The organism is Mesorhizobium sp. M1050, from assembly GCF_040318715.1.
Classification (GTDB): Bacteria; Pseudomonadota; Alphaproteobacteria; order Rhizobiales; family Rhizobiaceae; genus Mesorhizobium.
The window spans coordinates 53,725-72,845 of the sequence record NZ_JAMYMV010000028.1; the positions used below are offsets into that span (position 1 = coordinate 53,725).

16 protein-coding genes and 2 pseudogenes are annotated in these 19,121 nt (G+C 60.0%); 8 read left to right on the forward strand and 10 right to left on the reverse strand.

Features of this window, described 5'->3' with window-relative positions; all coding sequences use genetic code 11:
- Window positions 1-153: 153 nt before the first annotated feature.
- Window positions 154-3,492 (reverse strand): DEAD/DEAH box helicase, encoded by a 3,339-nt coding sequence (locus NKH57_RS17095; protein WP_352945620.1) that lies wholly within the window; start codon window positions 3,490-3,492, stop codon window positions 154-156.
- A 481-nt stretch (window positions 3,493-3,973) separates the two neighbouring features.
- Between NKH57_RS17095 and NKH57_RS17100 the strand changes: the two genes are divergently transcribed.
- The 4 genes from NKH57_RS17100 (at window position 3,974) to NKH57_RS17115 (ending at window position 6,178) form a co-directional block, all read left to right on the forward strand.
- A complete protein-coding gene (locus NKH57_RS17100; protein WP_352486200.1) occupies window positions 3,974-4,711 on the forward strand; it encodes a Crp/Fnr family transcriptional regulator in 738 nt (245 codons plus the stop codon).
- A 16-nt stretch (window positions 4,712-4,727) separates the two neighbouring features.
- Window positions 4,728-4,964 carry a DUF6894 family protein gene (locus tag NKH57_RS17105; RefSeq protein WP_031260977.1) on the forward strand — a complete coding sequence of 79 codons (237 nt, stop codon included), beginning with the start codon at window positions 4,728-4,730 and terminating at the stop codon, window positions 4,962-4,964.
- A 506-nt stretch (window positions 4,965-5,470) separates the two neighbouring features.
- A complete protein-coding gene (locus tag NKH57_RS17110; RefSeq protein WP_023761985.1) occupies window positions 5,471-5,647 on the forward strand; it encodes a hypothetical protein in 177 nt (58 codons plus the stop codon).
- Between the two features lie 33 nt (window positions 5,648-5,680).
- Complete coding sequence (locus NKH57_RS17115; RefSeq protein WP_023761986.1) at window positions 5,681-6,178, forward strand: metallophosphoesterase family protein; 498 nt, start codon at window positions 5,681-5,683, stop codon at window positions 6,176-6,178.
- A 1,146-nt stretch (window positions 6,179-7,324) separates the two neighbouring features.
- On the opposite strand, the gene NKH57_RS17120 is transcribed toward NKH57_RS17115, so the two are convergent.
- A complete protein-coding gene (locus tag NKH57_RS17120; RefSeq protein ID WP_352945623.1) occupies window positions 7,325-9,493 on the reverse strand; it encodes an amylo-alpha-1,6-glucosidase in 2,169 nt (722 codons plus the stop codon).
- A 234-nt stretch (window positions 9,494-9,727) separates the two neighbouring features.
- Window positions 9,728-10,789 (reverse strand): glycosyltransferase family 4 protein, encoded by a 1,062-nt coding sequence (locus NKH57_RS17125; protein WP_031260979.1) that lies wholly within the window; start codon window positions 10,787-10,789, stop codon window positions 9,728-9,730.
- Window positions 10,790-11,246: 457 nt separating this feature from the next.
- On the opposite strand from NKH57_RS17125, the gene NKH57_RS17130 reads away from it, so the two are divergent.
- Window positions 11,247-11,516, forward strand: a complete 270-nt coding sequence (locus NKH57_RS17130; RefSeq protein ID WP_023761991.1) for a DUF3606 domain-containing protein — start codon at window positions 11,247-11,249, stop codon at window positions 11,514-11,516.
- 127 nt (window positions 11,517-11,643) lie between these two features.
- Complete coding sequence (locus NKH57_RS17135) at window positions 11,644-11,805, forward strand: hypothetical protein (RefSeq protein WP_198032274.1); 162 nt, start codon at window positions 11,644-11,646, stop codon at window positions 11,803-11,805.
- A 23-nt stretch (window positions 11,806-11,828) separates the two neighbouring features.
- Here the strand turns inward: NKH57_RS17135 and NKH57_RS17140 are convergent.
- Window positions 11,829-11,959: pseudogene (locus tag NKH57_RS17140) on the reverse strand (ABC transporter permease); the annotation flags it as partial.
- 474 nt (window positions 11,960-12,433) lie between these two features.
- Entirely contained in the window at window positions 12,434-12,571 is a 138-nt protein-coding gene (locus tag NKH57_RS17145; protein ID WP_352837563.1) for a hypothetical protein, read from the reverse strand.
- 102 nt (window positions 12,572-12,673) lie between these two features.
- Here NKH57_RS17145 and NKH57_RS17150 point away from each other — a divergent pair, with 102 nt between their 5' ends.
- The gene (locus tag NKH57_RS17150) at window positions 12,674-13,216 is read left to right on the forward strand and encodes a DNA-3-methyladenine glycosylase (protein ID WP_352732924.1); all 543 of its coding nucleotides are present in this window, start codon (window positions 12,674-12,676) and stop codon (window positions 13,214-13,216) included.
- 19 nt (window positions 13,217-13,235) lie between these two features.
- On the opposite strand, the pseudogene NKH57_RS17155 reads toward NKH57_RS17150, so the two are convergent.
- Window positions 13,236-13,684 (reverse strand): annotated as a pseudogene (locus NKH57_RS17155) (Csu type fimbrial protein); the annotation flags it as partial.
- Between the two features lie 1,676 nt (window positions 13,685-15,360).
- Between NKH57_RS17155 and NKH57_RS17160 the strand changes: the two are divergent.
- On the forward strand, window positions 15,361-15,870 hold the full coding sequence (locus NKH57_RS17160; protein ID WP_352486297.1) for a ferritin-like domain-containing protein: 510 nt from the start codon (window positions 15,361-15,363) through the stop codon (window positions 15,868-15,870).
- A 106-nt stretch (window positions 15,871-15,976) separates the two neighbouring features.
- On the opposite strand, the gene NKH57_RS17165 is transcribed toward NKH57_RS17160, so the two are convergent.
- The 4 genes from NKH57_RS17165 to NKH57_RS17180 are packed head-to-tail and all read right to left on the reverse strand — an operon-like array spanning window position 15,977 to window position 18,546.
- Window positions 15,977-16,723 carry a hypothetical protein gene (locus NKH57_RS17165; RefSeq protein WP_023761996.1) on the reverse strand — a complete coding sequence of 249 codons (747 nt, stop codon included), beginning with the start codon at window positions 16,721-16,723 and terminating at the stop codon, window positions 15,977-15,979.
- Window positions 16,723-17,619 carry a hypothetical protein gene (locus NKH57_RS17170; protein ID WP_023761997.1) on the reverse strand — a complete coding sequence of 299 codons (897 nt, stop codon included), beginning with the start codon at window positions 17,617-17,619 and terminating at the stop codon, window positions 16,723-16,725. Before NKH57_RS17170 ends, NKH57_RS17165 begins: the two co-directional genes overlap by 1 nt.
- Window positions 17,616-18,011 carry a phage holin family protein gene (locus tag NKH57_RS17175; protein WP_023761998.1) on the reverse strand — a complete coding sequence of 132 codons (396 nt, stop codon included), beginning with the start codon at window positions 18,009-18,011 and terminating at the stop codon, window positions 17,616-17,618. Before NKH57_RS17175 ends, NKH57_RS17170 begins: the two co-directional genes overlap by 4 nt.
- On the reverse strand, window positions 18,001-18,546 hold the full coding sequence (locus NKH57_RS17180) for a hypothetical protein (RefSeq protein WP_352838187.1): 546 nt from the start codon (window positions 18,544-18,546) through the stop codon (window positions 18,001-18,003). The genes NKH57_RS17175 and NKH57_RS17180 overlap by 11 nt, the downstream gene beginning before the upstream one ends.
- Window positions 18,547-19,121 lie beyond the last annotated feature (575 nt).

The following is a 19,121-nucleotide window of genomic DNA, read 5'->3' on the forward strand; positions in this document are numbered from 1 at the left end:
CCGCGGGAACGCCCGGCTTCTCCATCTTCGTATCCGGCGAAAGGCCGGCTGGATTGCCGATGTGTGCGAGCCATAACCGGGCGACAAGGCCAGCGCGAATGCCACTGCAGCACGCATACTCTCCTCATCCCGCGATCACGCGGGTTGGAGGGATCACCTGTCATGGCTCGACTTTGCGGAACGCAGGGCGTCCAGCGCCGAGCGAACAGCCCCGAGCTCTGGAGCGGCGGACTGAGATCGCCTGAAGATCAAGCGGCCGTTCCGAAAGCCGAACCCTTCGGCCGCTTTGATGCCGCGCCACTGCGATGCCGTCGATTTTGTACGAAAGCTCATTGCGATCGATTCCGGCCCGACATCAACCTTGCTGACGCCCATTTCCGCCGCTGCTATTCGTAACGCGGTCAGTTTCAGCAAAGTTGCCACTTCACCAGGCATGGTCCCGAAGCGGTCTTCGAGCTCATCGGCGAATGCGCTGATGTCTGCCTCCGAGCTCATCCGGCACAACCTCGTGTAAAGGCTGAGACGAACCGCGGGCTCGGGCACATAGCTCTCGGAAAATGCAGCCGTGACCTGCACATTGAATTCGGCAAGTTGCTTGTCGGGGTTGGGCGCACCAGCAGCACGCGAGACTGCTCGCTCCAGGAGGTGGAGATACAGGCCTGCGCCAATCAGCTTCATGTGGCCCGCCTGCTCCTCACCGAAAATGTCCCCGGCACCGCGGAGGTCAAGGTCCCTTTGGCTGATGGACAAACCGGAACCTAGCCGGTCCAACGCAAGCATCGTCGAGAGTCGGGCCCTCGTCTCGTCGGCCAGGACGGCATCGGGCTCCGTCAGAAGAAATGCAACGCCCTGAACCCGCCCTCTTCCCACACGACCGCGCAGCTGGTGCAGTTGAGCAAGACCGAACCGATCCGCACGCCAGATCACGATGGTGTTCGCCCGAGGCACATCGAGACCGCTTTCGACAATGTCGGTGCTGAGCAACACGTCGCCATCACCGTCGGCGAAACGCACGACGATTTCGTCCAGCACGCGCACCTTCATTTTGCCATGTGCCGTCTTGACCGTGAGTTCAGGGACCAAACTGTCAAGCAGATGAGCGATCGGTTCGATGTCCTCGATCCGCGGAACGACGAAGAAGCTTTGCCCGCTGCGGCGGTACTCGCGCAAAAGGGCAGCCCGCGCCGATCCCGCATCGAAAGGCGCCAGCATCGTGCGAACGGGGCGCCTCCTGGCGGGCGGCGTGTTCAGCACGCTGACTTCCTGTATGCCGGCCATAGCGGATTGGAGCGTGCGAGGTATGGGCGTAGCACTCATGCTCAATGTGTGAAGGCGAGGCGCCAGGTTTCGCAAGGCCTGCTTCAACTTGACGCCGAAACGATGCTCCTCATCGATCACAAGCAGTCCAAGATCTGCGAAGGTGACGCCCTTGGCGGCAACGGCGTGCGTGGCCACGACCACAGCGATGCGGCCGTCGCGCAGACCTTCTTTCACCTTTCTTGCTTCTGAAGCTCCCACCACTCGCGAAAGATGGGCTACCTGGAGACCCGTTCCCGCGAAGCGGCGGCTGAACGTCTCGTAGTGTTGGCGTGCCAGCACCGTGGTCGGGGTTACGACGGCAACCTGCTTGCCCGACAACGCGACGGCTGCGCATGCACGTAGCGCTATCTCTGTCTTGCCAAATCCGACGTCGCCGCAGATCAGCCGGTTCATCGTTCTGCCTGACGACAGATCGTCGAGCACCGCGCGGATGGCTTCGGCCTGGTCGGGGGTCTCGGCATAGGGAAATCGCGCCGCAAAACGAGCAAGGTCGGCACGCGGCGGCCTGATAATCTCGGCCGGCTCATTCGACCTGGCGTTCGACAGGGCAACTAGGCGCCTGCCAAGTCTGCCGATCTCGAGGAGCGCAGCCCGGTGCCGTTTCGACCAGCCATCGCCGTCGAGCCGGTCGAGCGGTACTGCACCCGGATCTGAACCGTAGCGCCATATGCGGCAGAAGTCACTGACCGGGACTAGCAGGGACGCGCCGTCGCGGTATTCCAGCCTGACAATGTCTTGTCGCTGGCCGGCCAAATCGACCTGCTCGACCGCAGCAAGCACGCCGAGACCGTGTTCTTCATGTACAACGACATCGCCAATTCGCAGCTCGGGGTCGAGCACACTCTGAGGCGAGTTGCCTTGCGCTCTCAAGACCGGCCCGAATATGTCCGCCGCCGCAATCACGGCAAGGCGCGACTTCGGGTCGGCGAATCCCTCCTCGATGTTGAATTCGGCCTTGAGAAGGGAGCCTCCGGCAGCCGAACGGATTTGCGCCCAGTCGGCGACTTTTTCCATCCGTGTGCCAAGCTTTCGCACGAGCAGCTTGTCTGCCCGTTGCAGCTCCGACGCGCGTCCTGTGACCACCACGCTGACGCCCGAGCTCGTTTGAGTCTTCACATATTCAGTGAATTCATGCCCTGACCGCGACGCCTGGAAAAATTTGGGAGTTCGAGCCGTAGCAGCCGAAAGCCTCAAACACTGCCGATTTCGAACCGCCTCCTTCCAATCGTCACGCGAGAGATAGAATTGGTCCGGCAAGGGTTTCGCCGATCCAGCGATCTCCCGCCGGGCACGGCTCGCGTCCTCCACCAGATCCAGAATGCGGGCCAGTGGAGAGCCCTCAAGGCCTGCCAGGAAGGAGATCGAAGCACCCCACGCGACATCGAACAGTGATGGCAGGCTGCCATAAAGGGAGACGAGGCGCTCCTCCATCGAGGTCGTGCGCATCGCAGCTACCTCAGGGTGATTGCCGGCCTGAAAGATGAGCTCGGATGCCGGCCCGAGCAGGACCAGGTCATGAGATCGCTCGCTCCTTTGGCTGATCGGGTCATAGGTCTTGAGCTCAGAGATGGAGGTCTGGGCATCCAGAACGATGCGAACCGGGCTGACATCGCCGGCGGGAAAAACATCGATGAGGTCGCCCCGCAGGGCGATTTCGCCCGGTTCGTCTACCCGATCGTCGACCACGTATCCAATTCGCTCTGCCGTGGTTTTGAAGAGCTCTCTGTCAAGCGTTTGTCCCACCTGCAAAGTGGTGAAGGCTCGGGCAATGGCTAAAGGCGGCGGCACCCGCTGGAGGGCGGATTCGATCGACGTGACGGTAATGCGCCGGAGCTTGGAGGCTTGCGTGATCGCGTGCAGGACGCGGAGCCGCCTTCCCATGTTGTCGCGTGTTGGCCAAACCTTGTCATAGGGCAGGCAATCCCAAGACGGTAGCAAGAGAATTTCTGCTTGAGGCAGGAACTGCCGCAGGGCCTGCGCAACATCCTCGGCCTCGCGGTTCGAACCGGCTATATGGAGCAAGTCTTCGATCCCCTTGTTTTCAAGAACGCTGACTAGGGCTGCCGCAACCGCAGCTGCCGGCGGAGAGCCGTCATCTTCTCCCTCCGCCACGCGGTCGTTGGATGGGCAAGTTTGCCCAGCAGCTTCTCTCTTGGGGATGGGTCTGTTCATTGGCGCACCTTGCGATCACTGCCAGAACGGCAGCGGAGCGGCTGTGTTCCGTCGGCTAAAACCTGAATCCGAGCAATCTCCTTTGTGCTGCGAAGCCGTTCGACACTTCAAAATTTCCAGCCTCGCGATGTCATAGGTTAATGAGCGGACAGCTCGGCTGACATATGGCTCACTTCAAATCGATGGGGTCAAACTATGCCGTATCTGCAAATTCGGAGTCTTGAGGCGTTGACGGACCTCTTGCACGCAGCAGATCATGCTGAGCGTCTGGATCCGCAAGAGGTGGCAGAGATCTGCCGCCGAGCAGCCGCTGTTCTCGGCGAGTTGTTGGAACGGGATATTGCACCGACACGGTTTGATCCCGCCTGGCCAAATTCATAGCAGGCACCAAATCCAAAGGCACTTGGCCGTGAGATACCACCGTCCGGAACATTTGGCTTGAATGGAAGTTCGATATTGCAACGTACCCAGGTCAGCGAATTTGTCCCCCACCTCACCCACAGATGTACTTGTCCGCAAGCTCCAGAGAATCGCTGAGGTCAAAGAGGTCGACCTCGCAATTTTGAGAGGCATTTCGATCCAGGAGAAGACGTTTCAGGCCAATCAAGACGTCGTGATCGAGGGCGATCGCCCTGTTAATTCGTTCGTCGTTATCGACGGCTTGGTGGGCTCAAGCAAAGTCACGGGCGAAGGCAAACGGCAAATCACATCCTTTTTTGTGGCTGGCGACCTCCCGGACCTGCACAGTCTGCACCTCTCGGTGATCGATTGCACTTTTTCGACGCTCATACCGACCCGGTTAGGCTTCATGCGCCACGATGCTCTGCGCGCCATTTGCGAACAGCACCCCCGCATCGCGACCGCGTTCTGGCGCTCGACGCTGATCGACGCGGCCATATACAGGGAATGGGTCACCAATGTCGGAAGGCGCGAGGCTTTCACGCGTATGGCTCACATCCTTTGTGAACTGATCTACCGCTTGCGTTCGGTAGGACGCATCAAGGATCACATAGCCGACATTCCGATTACGCAGGCGGCGCTTGGAGATGCGCTGGGTTTATCCACGGTCCACGTGAACAGAATGCTTCAGGAACTGCGACGGAAGGGCCTCATCGCCACCTCAGGCCCAACGGTACATGCACTGGATTGGCCAAATCTTGTTCGCGCAGGAGACTTCGATCCGACCTATCTGCACCAAAGGAACCCCGAAGCTTTATAGTGACGGCAGCTCTCTTATGGCAAAATACTTCTTTGACAGTGGCGACAGCAACTCTGTCTTCGAGGACGAGATAGGCGTTGAATGCACAGGAATAGAAGGAGCGCGCCGCGCGGGCATTGAGGGCCTGAAAGACCTGGCGAAAGACGAATTGCGGGATATCGACGGACAGCAACTGTTCGTCGAGGTTCGGGATGAAAATGGTGAAAAGCTTCTGCGGCTCAGCATCTGTCTCCAGGTCAAATCGATGGAATGAGACTTTCCTGGTGTCCCGCTCGCATTGGGAGGACAACTGCGACAACCCCTTCTCCCGAAGAATGAGTAACGATGTAGGTATTCACAAGACCGGTCGGCTGCTGGCCAGCAGGACAACGCGTGTGGAGGCGTGATGAGCACGCGAACAGCATCACTTTGCGTTGGATGAATTCTCCCAAAAGCCATCCTTTCGGGTACCAATGTGTTGACGGGCGAACAAACATGCCCGGAACAAAATGCCCGGCCCATAGTTGGAGCAAGGCAGCGATCCTCCCAGCTGCAGATCGGAAATCCCGATCGCCCGCGCCGCACACTCCAACGGCGCGGGCTTGGATCGCTATCTGTACGGCAGGGTGCCAAGCTGTGGACTTGTTAGCTGGCTTTACGAGGATACTCAGCCCGCTGAATGCTATCCTTGCGCCACCGCGTTTTTCGGCGCGAGAGCGCGTGCGGAAACAACACAGGAACCCGATCCGTCCATCTTGTCGGCGGACGATAGAGAGATCGATGGGCAAGAAGATCAAGCAACGCACCGCGTCCCAGGCAGATCGTGAAAGGGCGATTGAAGCGAGCTTTTTCGCGCGCAGGTGCGGCCTCACCAAACACGAGGCACTCAAGATGCTCAGGGATGCTCGCATCAGGATGAACGGGGAAATCAAAGGGCGCTTCGGCGGTCGCAGATAGAGGTGCAATCGCTATTCGAAACGATCGTCGAGCATGATCTTCTTCACCTCCGACACACATTTTGGCGATCCGCGCATTCTGCGGCTCGACCGCCGTCCCTTCAGTTCGTTAGCAGCGCATGACCTGGCGTTGGCTGCTCTTTGGAACGAAACCGTTGGCCCGCATGATGAGGTCTGGCACCTCGGCGACTTTGCAAAGCATTCGCCCGCGACCGTGTCTTCCCTACTGTCTTCCCTCAACGGCCGCAAGCACCTGATCGTAGGCAACAACGATGGCGCAGCCACCATTGCTGCCGCAGCTTGGGCAAGTGTGAGCCACTATAAAGAGCTCACTGTTGACGGCTGCCTTTTTGTGCTTTGCCACTATCCCTTTCGCACCTGGAACCAGATCGGCAAGCGATCTATAAATCTGCACGGCCATTCGCACGGCCGCTTGAAGCCGATGACGCGCCAGTACGACGTCGGCGTCGACAGCTGGAATTTTCGTCCGGTCAATCTTGCTGCCATCAAAGCCAAGCGTCGTCGACCCTAGCGAAACTCACCGTTTGCGCCGGCAATATCTTCAGCAACCGGCTACCAATCGTCCGCGACTCCATCAAGGCAACCCCGATGGGGCGCTGAAAGGCGCTTCCGTACGCGAGATAAAAATTCGGCCGTCCTTTTCGGGGCACAGGGCTCATGGAGGGTCACCCGTTGGGCCAAGGTTTTCGGTCGAAACAGGGCGAGGCTTTGGTCATGCGTTACTCCTTCCGTGCTCCGACTGGCAGGCCGCGGTGGGGTTCTTCCTCCGAACCCGCATCAATCCTTGCGTGGTTGAGTGCTGGGTCGGAGATGGAGTGCTTTCCGATCCACGCCGAACAATTAGCATCGCCTTAACTAATGTAAATGCACCCGATCCGCCGCCGGGTTATGAACCTCCATCCGACCCGGAGGATTTCCTTCATGCCACTCGAATCGTTGATTGACCAATACATCTGTACTCGCAAACGGCAGGGCCTTTTGTCGACGCAGCTTGCCCTTAGAGCCCTGAAGGAGGTTGTTCCGTCACCTTCGGTTTGTGATGGCCATCTCGTGAACATGATCGCCGAGCGCGCTGTTGCCGCCGGCCTAGTGATACACTTCGACCATTCAGGAGAGAACGTCGGCTAAGCGCTTTCTGCGGGCTTGGCGGTGGTCATACGGTGGCCAGCCACGGACGCCTGTCGGCCGGCTCGCGCTCTCCATCAGGTCGAAGGTGAGGCGGGAAAAGCCAAATGCAGTTCTCGTAGCGACATCTCCGTTGAGCAACATAGAACGGCCGCCAGATATCGGGCCCGTGGCCGTCCAGCCCGCGGTAGGCCACGAGAAGCTGGGTCGCTAATGTTGCGTTCGCAAACAACAAAAGAGCGATGGCCGACGCGCCGTTACGCACCTGTGTGGTTCCAATTTTCCGGCCAATTGAAACCCCAGATCGCACAGCAGTTGGGAAGCGATAGGTGACTGAACCTTCAGCGGACCAAGCCTGCCGGACCGCGATCGCTAGACTGACCGAACACCCGCAGAGGTACAGCTTTCCGCCCTTGCGTGCGCATACCACGGGTGGAAGCAAGGTCACGAAGCCGATCAATGTCAGTCCGAACTCGAGCAGGCGGATATCGACCGCACGGTGCTGAAATTTGCTGGCGGCGTCGTTCAGCTGCTAGGAACGCACCAGCAATGGAACGAGCCCTTCATGGTTCTGGTCGAGATAGCAGACAATGCGGTCGCCGATGCGCTGGAACGTCAGGTCGACTCTCGCTTGGCCGACCGCCAGATGTCGGATCACGATATTGTCGATGCCTATTGGCAGGCGCGGAAATTCTACGCTGATTTCGCGCTTCCAGCCGTCAATACGAATGCCTAGACAGGCCTGTAGGATCATAAAGGCAGAGCCGGCCGACCACGCCTGCGGCAGGCAGGCAACCGGATAGGCCACCGGCGCATCGCTGGCGGCACGGGTGAAGCCGCAAAACAGCTCCGGCAGCCGCATATTGAAGCGGACAGCCGCCTCGAACATGCTGCTCATCAGCTTCACCACGCTGTCGCGCTCCTGATAACGGGCAAGGCCAGAGGCGCAAATCGCCGTGTCGTGGGGCCATATCGAGCCGTTGTGGTAAGACATCGGATTGAAGGGGATCTCGTCGGCGGCCAGCGTACGAACGCCCCAGCCGCTGTGAAAATGCCCCGACAGGAGCTGCGTCGCCATGGCCTGCGCCCTTTCCGCTGACGGCAACCCGACATAAAGCAGGTGACCGGCATTGGATGCGCGAACTGCGCATTGGCTGCCGTCGCCATCGATGGCCAAAGCATAAAAGTCGCGGTCCGGCATCCAGAAATGCGTCTCCACCGCCTTGCGAACCCTCTCTGCCATAGCCGTCCAGTGCGCCGCCTTGTCATCGTCGCCGCGTTTGGCCGCCAATGCCGCCATGCCCTTGTATGCTGCGAAGACGTAACCCTGCACTTCGACCAAAGCGACCGGTCCCTTGGGAATTGTGCCGTCGGCATGGAAGATTGCATCGGCGCTATCCTTCCATCCTTGGTTGAAGAGGCCGGTGTCTGCCGCCCTGCGGTACGTTACGAACCCCTCCCCGTTGCGGGCTCCGACGTCTTCCATCCATGCAGTGGCAGCTGCCAGTGAATCCCAGATCTTATCGACAAACTCCTCATCTCCGGTCCTATCGGCGTAGGCCGAAGCGAGATAGACATAGAGCGGAGTCGTGTCGACGCCACCATAGTATCGACCGAACGGCAGCTCGCGAAGCACGGCCATCTCGCCCTTGCGCGTTTCGTGCATGATCTTTCCTGGCTCCGCGTCTCCGAAGACGGAAGTCTCGGTCGATTGATAGCGGGCGAGAAACGCTAGCACGCCACGGGCAAGCTCGGGATTGAGCCAGAGCATCTGCAAAGCGGAGATGACTCCGTCGCGACCAAATGCCGTTGAAAACCACGGAATGCCAGCATAGGGATACGGTCCCGTCTCGAGGTCGGTCGTCAGCAGCGCGATGTCGGCACGCGTGCGGGTCAGCCAATCGTTGAAAACGCGGCCGGAACTGAAAACGGTCGCGCCGTGGCGGCGCTTCGATCGCATCGCAAATCGAGCTCGCGCAGCGGCTGCACGAAACCGATCACTGGACGGGACCTCTTCGCCGTGGCCGACCTCCAAATACAGTATCCTGTGGTCACGGCTCGGCACCAGAATGAGGAACTCGGCGTGATTTGGATGGAGCCGATCGGGTTTTATGGAAAACGCGATAACCGACTGACGCGCCACATTGTCGAGTCCTTCATACTTAAACGTGACACTTGACTCACCGATCAGCGCGTCATGGGCGCGACCGCGACGGCTCCGCGTGGTGCCGCGCACCTCGAACATATCCCGGAAGTCCGCGTCGAAGTCCAGCTGGACCGGCAACGAGATCTCGCGGGCGGAGTAGTTGGTAAACGTGATGCGCTCGAACATACGGTCCTGCCAGATGAAACGGGTCCGATCGATGTGGATGGCGCTCGCGGGAGCTTCACCGCCGTCTGGCCCGAGCGCGGCGAGATTGGTCAGATTGGCCGTGAACAGGATATTGTCTTGGGACAAGGAAACGCCAAGCAACGAGGGTATACGGCCGCCGATCCACAGCCGGAAGCGCGACAGCACACGCGTGTCATCTCGGAAGAGGCCGTCGCCAGTGCCTCGTATGTCACCATAGCCGTCGGCAACGATGAAGCAGTCCTCATGCTTCAGTGCGAACTGCCGCTGCGGCTCGCGTGGTGCGGATTCGTCGAGTGGCGGGATCGCGAGCGCTGGATCAAGCTTGTGTTCTTCGACTTCCGTTTTCATATCACCCCTCCTGCTGGTGAGACCAGGTGGTTTAGGCGCGTATCTATTCCGGCTGGTGCCGCTGGCGAAGCAGCCGAGTCAACAATGCCTCATTATCCAACTCGCATGCTCGCGGTTTGGACCGCAGAGAAGCCTCAACGGAATTATTGGCAAATAGTTGGGGCATAACTTTGACCCGAGTACGGGAGGAGTTCAGGACCCGGTTAGATACAGATGGCCACATCGGTATGTGCTCTACGCCTCTGCCTGATGGGCCAAACGTTCTCGTTTGCCCTCCATCAGCGACCGATATATCTCGACGTATTCGCCACACATCCGCTCGACCGAGAACCGCTGTTCAAAAGTCTGCCGCACCCGTGCACGATCGAGTGCACCTATGCGTCGGGTTGCGTCCACAGCTTCGTCAAGACCGTTTACTATCGATCCAGAGACGCCATTGTCGATGACCTCTGGAACAGCGCCGCGGTTGAAAGCGATCACGGGGGTACCACAGGCCATTGCCTCGATGGTCACCAGTCCAAAGGGTTCCGGCCAGTCTATCGGAAACAGAAGCGCTGTCGCATTCCCTAGAAACTCCGCTTTTTGCGCTTCGTTGATCTCGCCGAGAAACTCTACGTTCGAATTTCCAAGCACCAAGGGTTCAACGCTCTCCTCCCAAAATGATTTATCCACCTTGTCGACCTTGGCAGCAATCTTCAGCGGCATCCCGGCGCGAACCGCGATCTCTATTGCAGTTTGTGGTCCCTTTTCCGGCGAGATGCGGCCGAGAAACGCGAGATAGCCGGAGCCTTTGGCGCGGAAAGGGAGAACATCGCGAGGAAGCCCGTGATGGACCATTCCGACCCAATTGACCGGAGGCATAGGCCGTCGCTGATCCAAGGAGATCGAGACCAAGGGAATTTGACTGAAGGCTGTATAGAGGTCGGCCAGATCGGCCAAGTCAAGCCGGCCATGGAGAGTCGTTACGGTCTGCCGGGCAAAATCTCGGATAATCGGAAAATGAAGGACATCGACGTGGAAATGCAGCACGTCGAATTCATTGGCTCGTTCACGTACGCGTTCGAGCATCAGGATATGGTGGGGGATATGGTTCTGCACATTGGGATTGAAACGCAATGCAACGTCGCAACATGGCACCAGTTCAGCCGCAGTGCGTGAATCACCGCTGGCAAACAAGGTCACGTGGTGACCTTGTTTGATAAGCTCTTCGGTCAGGTATGAAACTATCCGCTCGGTCCCACCGTATAGCCGGGGTGGAACGGATTCGGTGAGGGGCGCAATCTGGGCTATCTTCATCTTTACACGTTGCGATTTGACATCCTGGAACCTGAAGTCGTTCCTGCGAACGAAACCGGCCGCGTGTGGCCCTTTTGATATCAGGCTCCTCGATGCCAACTCCCGAAAGGCTCATCTGTTCCTTTAGGATCAGCGCATCTTGGCGCTCCTAAAGAGTACCTAGCCAAGGCTCACCGGGCCGGCGTGCCTGTCCAAAATGCGGGTATTTTTCAGAAGTCCAGCTGTCAGCACCCCCAGCACGACGGCGCAGGCTGACAAAGGCAAGGCCGGTCGTGACCAACTCCACCAGAGAAGCTTCGCCAACACGACAAGAGGGCCCTCGCCCCAGTTCCTTTCGAGCTATCGGCAAGCGTTCGAAATTTTCTCGCCTAACGCATTTCGCGATTTGGCCTGACCTTCGCAACGAAAGCCCCTTGCCTACGTTCCCACTGATGCGAAGCTCCACCAGGAGGACCAGATGCCTAACGACAAAAGCAAGCGAGACTTGCATGATCGCGACCAGCTTTACGCGGAGGACGAGACCGAACTCCGGTATTTTGCCCAGCAGAATGGCGTAACGGCCGACCAGGTGCGCCAGCTGATCAAGAGCTTCGGCAATGATCGCGCTCACCTGATCCAAGCCGCAAGGGCGTTGCGAGGGCTCACACCCGCTGGAGCCGACGAGGTGACCAGAGAAGCCCGCCAGCAGATAACGCCTATGCATCTCGGCAACGATGACGAGCGATAGAAATTGGCGGGCGGTCCGGTTCAGCCGCCTTGGGTCCAATGCATTTCGAGGTGCGATTAGATTTTTGCTTGTGCGACCGCGCACCGCCTGCCGGATCTGCGTGTAGCGCTTCCTCGGGATCGTGCCCGTGAAAATGCACATCCGCGTCTGCCGGCGGATCACCGGTATTGCCGCATTTCTCTACGGCGGACACTGGGACAATCTGGACATCAGGGTCTTGTTTCAGAAGAAGCACTCAGGACAACACCTGCAATCTGGCGAGCTCGCTTTCGCGTTGAGCTCGCCATGATGTGAACTTTCCTGCCGTGAAAGTGGCCGCAGGCCGAGCCCGAGGAAGCTCAGCGCCGTCTCGCCGAGATCATGCCGGGTATGGAAATCGTCGCAGTCGCGATCAGGTGCGACATGAAGCCGGGAATGAGGTGCCGACGGATAATGCGGCTGCTGTGCCGCGGGCCACTAGTGGCCGCCATGTGCGATCTGTGCAGGCGTGACCACTCTCGACCTGCCTTGACGCTGTTGCTACCGCCCATGTCGGCGCACGACCCACCAAGTCCATCGTTCGCTCTCCCAGATCTCAGCTGCGAATTATCGCCGGCCCCCAACCCGCTCGATCGCCGGTTGTTCCTGGAAGGAGGCTTGGCCGGTTTCCGCACGCCGGAACTTTGAAACGGCAATCAGGTTAGATGGGTTGACAGCAATGCTTTGAAAGGACTTCCGACAATGACCGACGCAGCACCTCTTCAGCGAAGCCCGGCACAGGCAAGGGGAGATATCGACGCCGGGCGCGAAGGCGACAAGACCCCCGGCTTCGACCCGGCTACCGCCCCCGTGGAGACTGACGCTGAATCCGCCGGCAACGCTCCGGTGAGAGCCCCGGCTCCGCCGCGTGACACGCCGAAGTTTACGAACGAGGCGGGCTATGCCAACGCGATGCGCCCGCTGAACGGCCAGCCCCACATCCAGCCACGCAGATATGGCCGGTCCTGGTGATTGCCGCGATCGTGGCGCTGGCCGTTATAGTCTTCATCGGTGCAGCAATGCTGCGTTGAACCCATCGATCGAGCTTCGCGACTCAGCAGTGGCTGGACATTTTTGTTCCTGGTCCAGAAACCTGACGTCGCCCGGGTTCAGGCGCGGACATGCGATGCCCATTGACCATGCATCACCAATTCTTTGCCCGAGACGCCGTCATCGTCGCACGCGATATGATCGGCGCCACGCTGTATTTGCACGGCGTTGGCGGCATCGTCGTCGAGACCGAGGCCTATCGCGCCGATGATCCGGCTTCGCACGCCTTCCGTGGCAGGACCGTGCGCAATGGCGCGATGTTCGGCGCGCCAGGCAGCGCGTACGTCTATCGCTCCTACGGCCTGCATTGGTGCCTGAATGCCGTGTGCCTGCCCGGCAGTGCCGTGCTTGTCCGCGCCATCGAACCGCGATCTGGGCTGGATGCGATGCGCGCCAATCGCGGCGTTGACGATCCCCGGCTGCTTTGTTCGGGGCCGGGGCGCCTTTGCCAGGCGCTGGCAATCGACAAATCGCATGATGGGCTGCCATTGGACGAGCCGCCATTCGAGTTCATGGCGCCGCTCGAACCCAGCGCCATCTTGACTGGCCGCAGGATCGGCATTTCCAAGGCTGTCGACGCGCAGTGGCGGTTCGGACTGCGCGGCTCGGGTTATTTGAGTCGCGAATTTTGATGCTGCGCACTACAACGGTATCGGTGTATGTCCCAGGCGCGGGTGTTATCTGCGCGGGCGCGCGGGCATAGACCGTATATGCCTGGTCCATCCCGGTGCCGGTGCCGCTGGCAGTGTCGGTACCGATTGTGTTCCCCAAACCGTCGTCATGCCAACGTCGCTGTATAGCGAATAGCTCACAGGCTTGGTGCCGCTCGTCATCTTTCGGTTGGCGACCGTGGCGCCGGAACCGGCTCCCGCGCTCAGCCCGACTGTGTAGGGGGTCGAGTTGGTGCAGCGAACCGTGACCGAGCCCGTCGAATCGACATTACGCCAGCACTCCAGCGGAGTCACGCTGGTGGCCGAGACGTTGCAGTTCGCGTCGATTGTCGCGGTCCAGGTTGAACCGCTGCAGATAGCTTGGTGGGTGCCTGTCGCGCACGCTGCCCCGGTCTTGTAGTCGTAGGCGGCCGCCGGGGCCGTGGTCATGGTCCAGACATACGATCCGGGCCAATTGATCGAGAAGGACGCCGTCGCGTCGTCGACGGCTCCGCTCAGTACGTCCACCAAACCGTACGATTGGCGGCCGTGACCGAGCAGCTCTGAGGCCAAGCCCCTTGCAGACCGCAAGCGAAGAATGGCGAGGATTGGCCGCAGCCGGGCTGTCCGGTGAAGCGAACGCCATAGCCGACCATAGATTCTGAAAACTTGCTACAGTGCTCACCATGGGGTCTGCATATCATGGGGCCGAGATACAAAGCAGGCTCAACCGTCGATACGGCCGCGGCATGGGTGCGGCGGTAAGGCGTTAACCCCCTGGGGTGCCACCGTCGAAACGACGACTGCTCGAGGCGCAACCGCGACCTCCAACGGGTCGGCTGAAATGTTCGTTGTAGCCGCTGTTCTCAGGTCATCGCCTTGAGCGGCATGGGTCTGTAGGCGCAAGGCAGCAGATCGTCGGCTTGTGGATGGCAGGCGATGAGGTAGCACAGTTTTGGCTCTGGCTCCGCGGTATGCCGCAACTGAACCAACGTCCGGTTTTGTGCAATGGCGGAATCATCACGAGCGGCCGCAATGAGGCCGGTACCGGAACGACGGCTTTCGGGAGCGACTGGGATAAAGCCGCCAGTATAGAGGCCCCTCCGAGGCTATGGTGTGCCGCGCCTTGAGTTGTCGGAAGTAAGCATGGAGCGGGTGCCAAAGTAAATTTTGACAACTTTATATTCTCGAATCTTAGTCACGTGGGTGAGAAATCTGACCCTACGCCAGATCCGTGCCTCGGCGGGTTCAGGAGCACAGAAAATCGTCAACGTCGGCAAGGCGTTGCGGCTTATGGCGGTGACGCTCCTGCAAAGCAGGTCGACGAGGAGGCGGTGCCGCCGTGTTCAACCGAAGAGCGAGCATGGGGCCGACCGCCGCAGGGGCAGCCTTGATATACGCTGCCCAAACAAGCGCGGAGAGGCTGCAGGTGCTTGCCAACGAGATCCACGCGTTACGGCAGCGCGCAAGGGCGGGCCTCGTTCTGCCTCAAGCCGGCCGGTGGGTGCCAAGAATGCCGCGCCGCTGCTATGGCAATATGGGCAATTGATTAGCATATGCCGTACGACGAAGATTAGCGATTGAACCACGAGGCATCCAACAGGCGGCATTCGGGGATCACAACCGGGCTGTGATCGCCCGGTGGTGTCTCAGTTGACCGGCCTGTCATTCATGAGTCCGCTGAAGCGATTGACCCGGCGGCGAAAACCGTTGCGCTGAACAACGGTTCGAAGCTCAGCTACGACCGTCTCGTTGTTGCGCCAGGTATCGCATTCAGGGATCGGGCGCTTAGGGGCTATGACGAGGCTGCGATGGAGATCATGCGGCCGGCTGGAATGCAGGGCCGCAAATCAGGCTGTTGTGGAAAGCATGGAGGACGGCGGCCAGCAGCCGGCGCCGAGGGCGTTACCAAGTTCGTCCTCGGTTCCATCGGCCGAGGAGTTTCGCCGAAATGGCCGCAAGCGTTCCTAGACTTATTTTCCATCCCAGCGCTCATCCGACATTTAGCGAAACCGGAGCACATCAACCCGAGTGGTCACTCTTGAGCCTGTTCGTGCGATCCATCCTGCGGCCGGAACAATCCTCGTCGCTCGTGGTTTGGATGCCACCAAACAAGGAGACCTCTGATGTCTGAATCGCGCGAATGGATGATCCAGTGGCTGAGAGATGCCCACGCCATGGAAGAGCAGGCGGAGACGATGCTGTCTGGACAGTTGAGCCGCATCGAGACCTATCCGGAGCTGAGGGAGCGCATCCGCCTTCATCTCGAAGAAACAAGGCAACAGGCTTCCCGGCTGAAGACCTGCCTCGACCGTATCGATGAAGGATCGTCCACCGTGAAGGACGCGGGCGGCAAGCTCATGGCGCTCGCCCAATCCATCAGCGGCGTGTTCGCCGGCGATGAGGTGATGAAGGGCTCCCTCGCCAGCTACACTTTCGAGCACATGGAAATCGCCTCCTATACAATCCTAATCGCGGCGGCCAACGCCGAGGGCGAGACCGAAATCGTGCAGGCCTGCGAGCAGAATCTCCGCGAAGAGGAGGCAATGGCGGAGTGGCTGAAAAGCCGTCTTGGCCAAACAACCCAGACGTTCCTGACGCGGGCGGCCGCCGACAGCGACAGCGCCAAGCGGTGATGGCCGGGTTGGTTAGCACGAGAAAGGCGACCCGCTCCCGACAGCCGGGACACTGTCGTCCAGGCTGCTCTTCCGTAGTTCTGGAGTTCCGGCGCCGAATTCTCGCCTAGTCGACCGCCGCGTGCTCCTCAAGCCGTCGCTGATACGCAATACCTACCGCAGCCGCGATGGCTAAACCCGCGGCACCAAGAAGCAGCTTGTCTCGCGTCTCCTGATCGCTCAGTGCGCCCTGGACAGCAGATGACGCTTGACCGGCCGCAGCGGCTGCCCCCTCGGCGGCCTCGCTGCCGGCCTGCCGCAATTCGTCGACCAGATTCGGCGTCTTGGCGCCCAAATTCCGCACCTTCTCTTTTACGGCGCCAGCCGCTTCCTCCGCATGTTCCTTCACTGTTTCGGCCGTCTTGGCGCTCATTTCGCCGACCTTCTCTGCCAGCTCGACGGATTGCTCCTTCAAGCGCTCTCTGGCGAAAGCGAGAGGATCGACCTGCCCGTCCAAGCCCGGCTGAATTGAAGGCGTACGCAACAGGCTGAATAGTCCTGCTCCGATCAACGCGGTCGCGATTGGCGGACGGTGAAGGAACCGCCACGCGAGACCAGCCCCAATTACCAATGCGGCGCCAGGATTCGTGGCAGCCTTTGCCTTGAGATCGTCGATGATCTCCAGCGCCGTCGACTGCGCGGTCGATCTTGCTTTCGCGACCAGCGCATCCTTGGCCTCGAGCGCCTCTTGCTTCAGTTCGTCGGTAAACTCGGACACCGTATTTGGCGAGCGCAGCGTCGACAAATCTTCCGCGAGCCTTGCGCGGGCTGCCTCAACGTCGTGTTCGAGTTGGCGGAGATTTGCCTCGCCCATCACGAGCCTCGCTTTCCGCTGGACTGGCCGGATTTGCCGGACCGGGAAGCACCCGGCCGTTGTGACTGATCCGAATTGGCCGATTTATCTGTCGACCGGCCCATGCTACCCGGGGCCGATTGGCCGCGCGATATGCCCGAGGTCGCGGACGGCGACTCAGCCGACCCGGCTTGCTGTTCGCCCGACAAGGTGCTGCCGAACTCGCCAGCCACTTCGCTCACGACATCCTTGAGGCCATCAGCATTAAGGCCGCGCTCCTCGGCAGCGGTCCTGAGCCTTTCGCGCGCCTTCACCGTCGACTCCTTCAACCGTTCGCCGACTTTCTCGGCGCTGTCCGTCAACTGCTCTCCAGCTGGGCCGAGTGTCCGCTTTTCAAAATCCGTGGGGCGGATGGCTGCAGCGACAGCTGCCCCTGTGGCGAGGCCGAGCAGCGCCAGCGTCAGTGGCTGCTCTTCGACTACGCGGTTCACCGTCTCTTGGAAAGTTGATTGGGCCCGTCGCGCGACCCGCTCCGATGTCTCAGTGACGTTGCGTCGCGCCTCGTCGACGTATTCCGACGCGAACGAAGTGTAAGCGCTGGCCGTGGCCGCGACCTTGCCGCCGAGGTCCGAGGCATGCTCCCGTGCATTGTCTGCCGTCTCCGAAGCGTCCTCCGTGCTTTTCGACCGGCGCCCCTGGCCGGCGGTGTTCGAGGACGTTGGGTGAACGCTTCGCTGGCCCTTACTTCCGCGGGTTTCATCAGCGTGATCAAAGCCGCCGCTGGCCCATGCCCCCCTGCGGCGCATCAACAGCGCGCAGCCGGCTGCAACGAGAAGAAGGCCTTCCGGATTGTTTTTGGCGGCTCCGATGAGCCATTCCGCCGTTCCGATGTTGGGCATATGCGCTTCGCGGCTCATGTTAGATGCTCCTTGGTTATCGATATATCCTGTTTGATCTGATGGATTGAGCGCGTGGGCGTCATCTCCTTTTGCGCATCCATGCGGCCCTTGTAGTAGGCGAGTGCTCCAGCTGCGGCCACGACGCCGGCAACGATCAGGCAGGACCAGTGCATTACGATCCCAAAGCTAGCTATCCAGAAGACGAGGGCTTGCACTGTCAGCAATGCAGCGATCAGCCCAAGCACCCCGGCAGCGGACATCCAAATGCCGGCCCGAAGCTTGGCAAAAACGTTTTCAGACAGCTCCGCCCGGGCCAGCCGCAGCTCCTTTTGCACGAGGTCGGCAAGATCCGCCGCGGCGTCGGATAGTGCTCGTGGGAGCGTGGAATTCTTGAGCTGATCATGTGCCATTAAATTCGCTCGCTGCTTGCCGGTTGCGCCCGCGCACGGACTCATTGGAGCGTGACGACGCCGGCGGCGCGCTCTTCAGCGTCCGAAATGTCAAAAACCCCGCAAGGGCGGCAAGCCCAAAAACCAATCCGGGCTGGCGCCTAGTCAAATCGGAGGCGGCGCGGACCAGCTGATCGACCGACTGGTCCCGCAGATCGTCTGCGTAACCATCGATCCTGTTCGCAAACGTACGAACCACACCGGCGACTAAGGGCGCGCTTTCGTCGAGGTCCTCGGCTGCGCGTTTCGTCGAACTCGCGAGCTGGCCCATTACCTCGGCACTGCTGCCGACCTGACGGTCGAGCATTTCCTTCACCTGGTTGGTAACTGTTGACGCACTATCCGAGGCCGCCTCCTTGGCCGTATCAACTGCTTGTTGAGCCATGTCGGAGGCTTTCGAGAACACGTCGCTCACGGTTGCCCCAATGTCCTTGTTTGCAATGTCCTCATCAGGTGTTTTGGTCGCGGATTCTCGTTCCTTGTTTTGTCTGTTCATGGTTTCCTCCATTGACAGGCAAAACTGCGGCAAAACCTTTTAGTTCCGTGGAGCTGCTCAAAGAAGCTACCCTTGCGCGCGGATACGTCTCAGCACAGTCCAAAGTGCTTCCACGAAAGTGGCTTCCCGGCTGTTTCATAGGAGCCAACCATCACCGGTCTCGCCTCGCGAAGCTATCGGCAGCGATCCTTGCGGCAGCCCGGACCAAGGAGCGGTATTTCGCCGTCCAGTCATGCCCCCGGCGGTAGGGTCTCAGTTTGGGTTTCGGCTGTGGTTGGAAGCGGACTGCTGAGACCGGACCTAGCGGCTTGCCCCGCCACCCGGGCTATCACGGGGTGGCGGGCCTCCGACTCCCCCCGTGGTGTGGACGCGCCGTGACGACTATCCCTAGGTAGTTGCCCGCAATGCGTGTATCGACTGCACATTCGCCGCGGAGGTGCGTAGTCTGCGCCGTTGAACGGACACCGATAGGCCCGACAAGTACGCTGGATATTCGTGGAGCCGGCTTTCCGTGCCACCACGCGACGGCAGGGTGGATAAAAGTCGGCGTTCCTTTCAATTTGCCACTCAGAGGC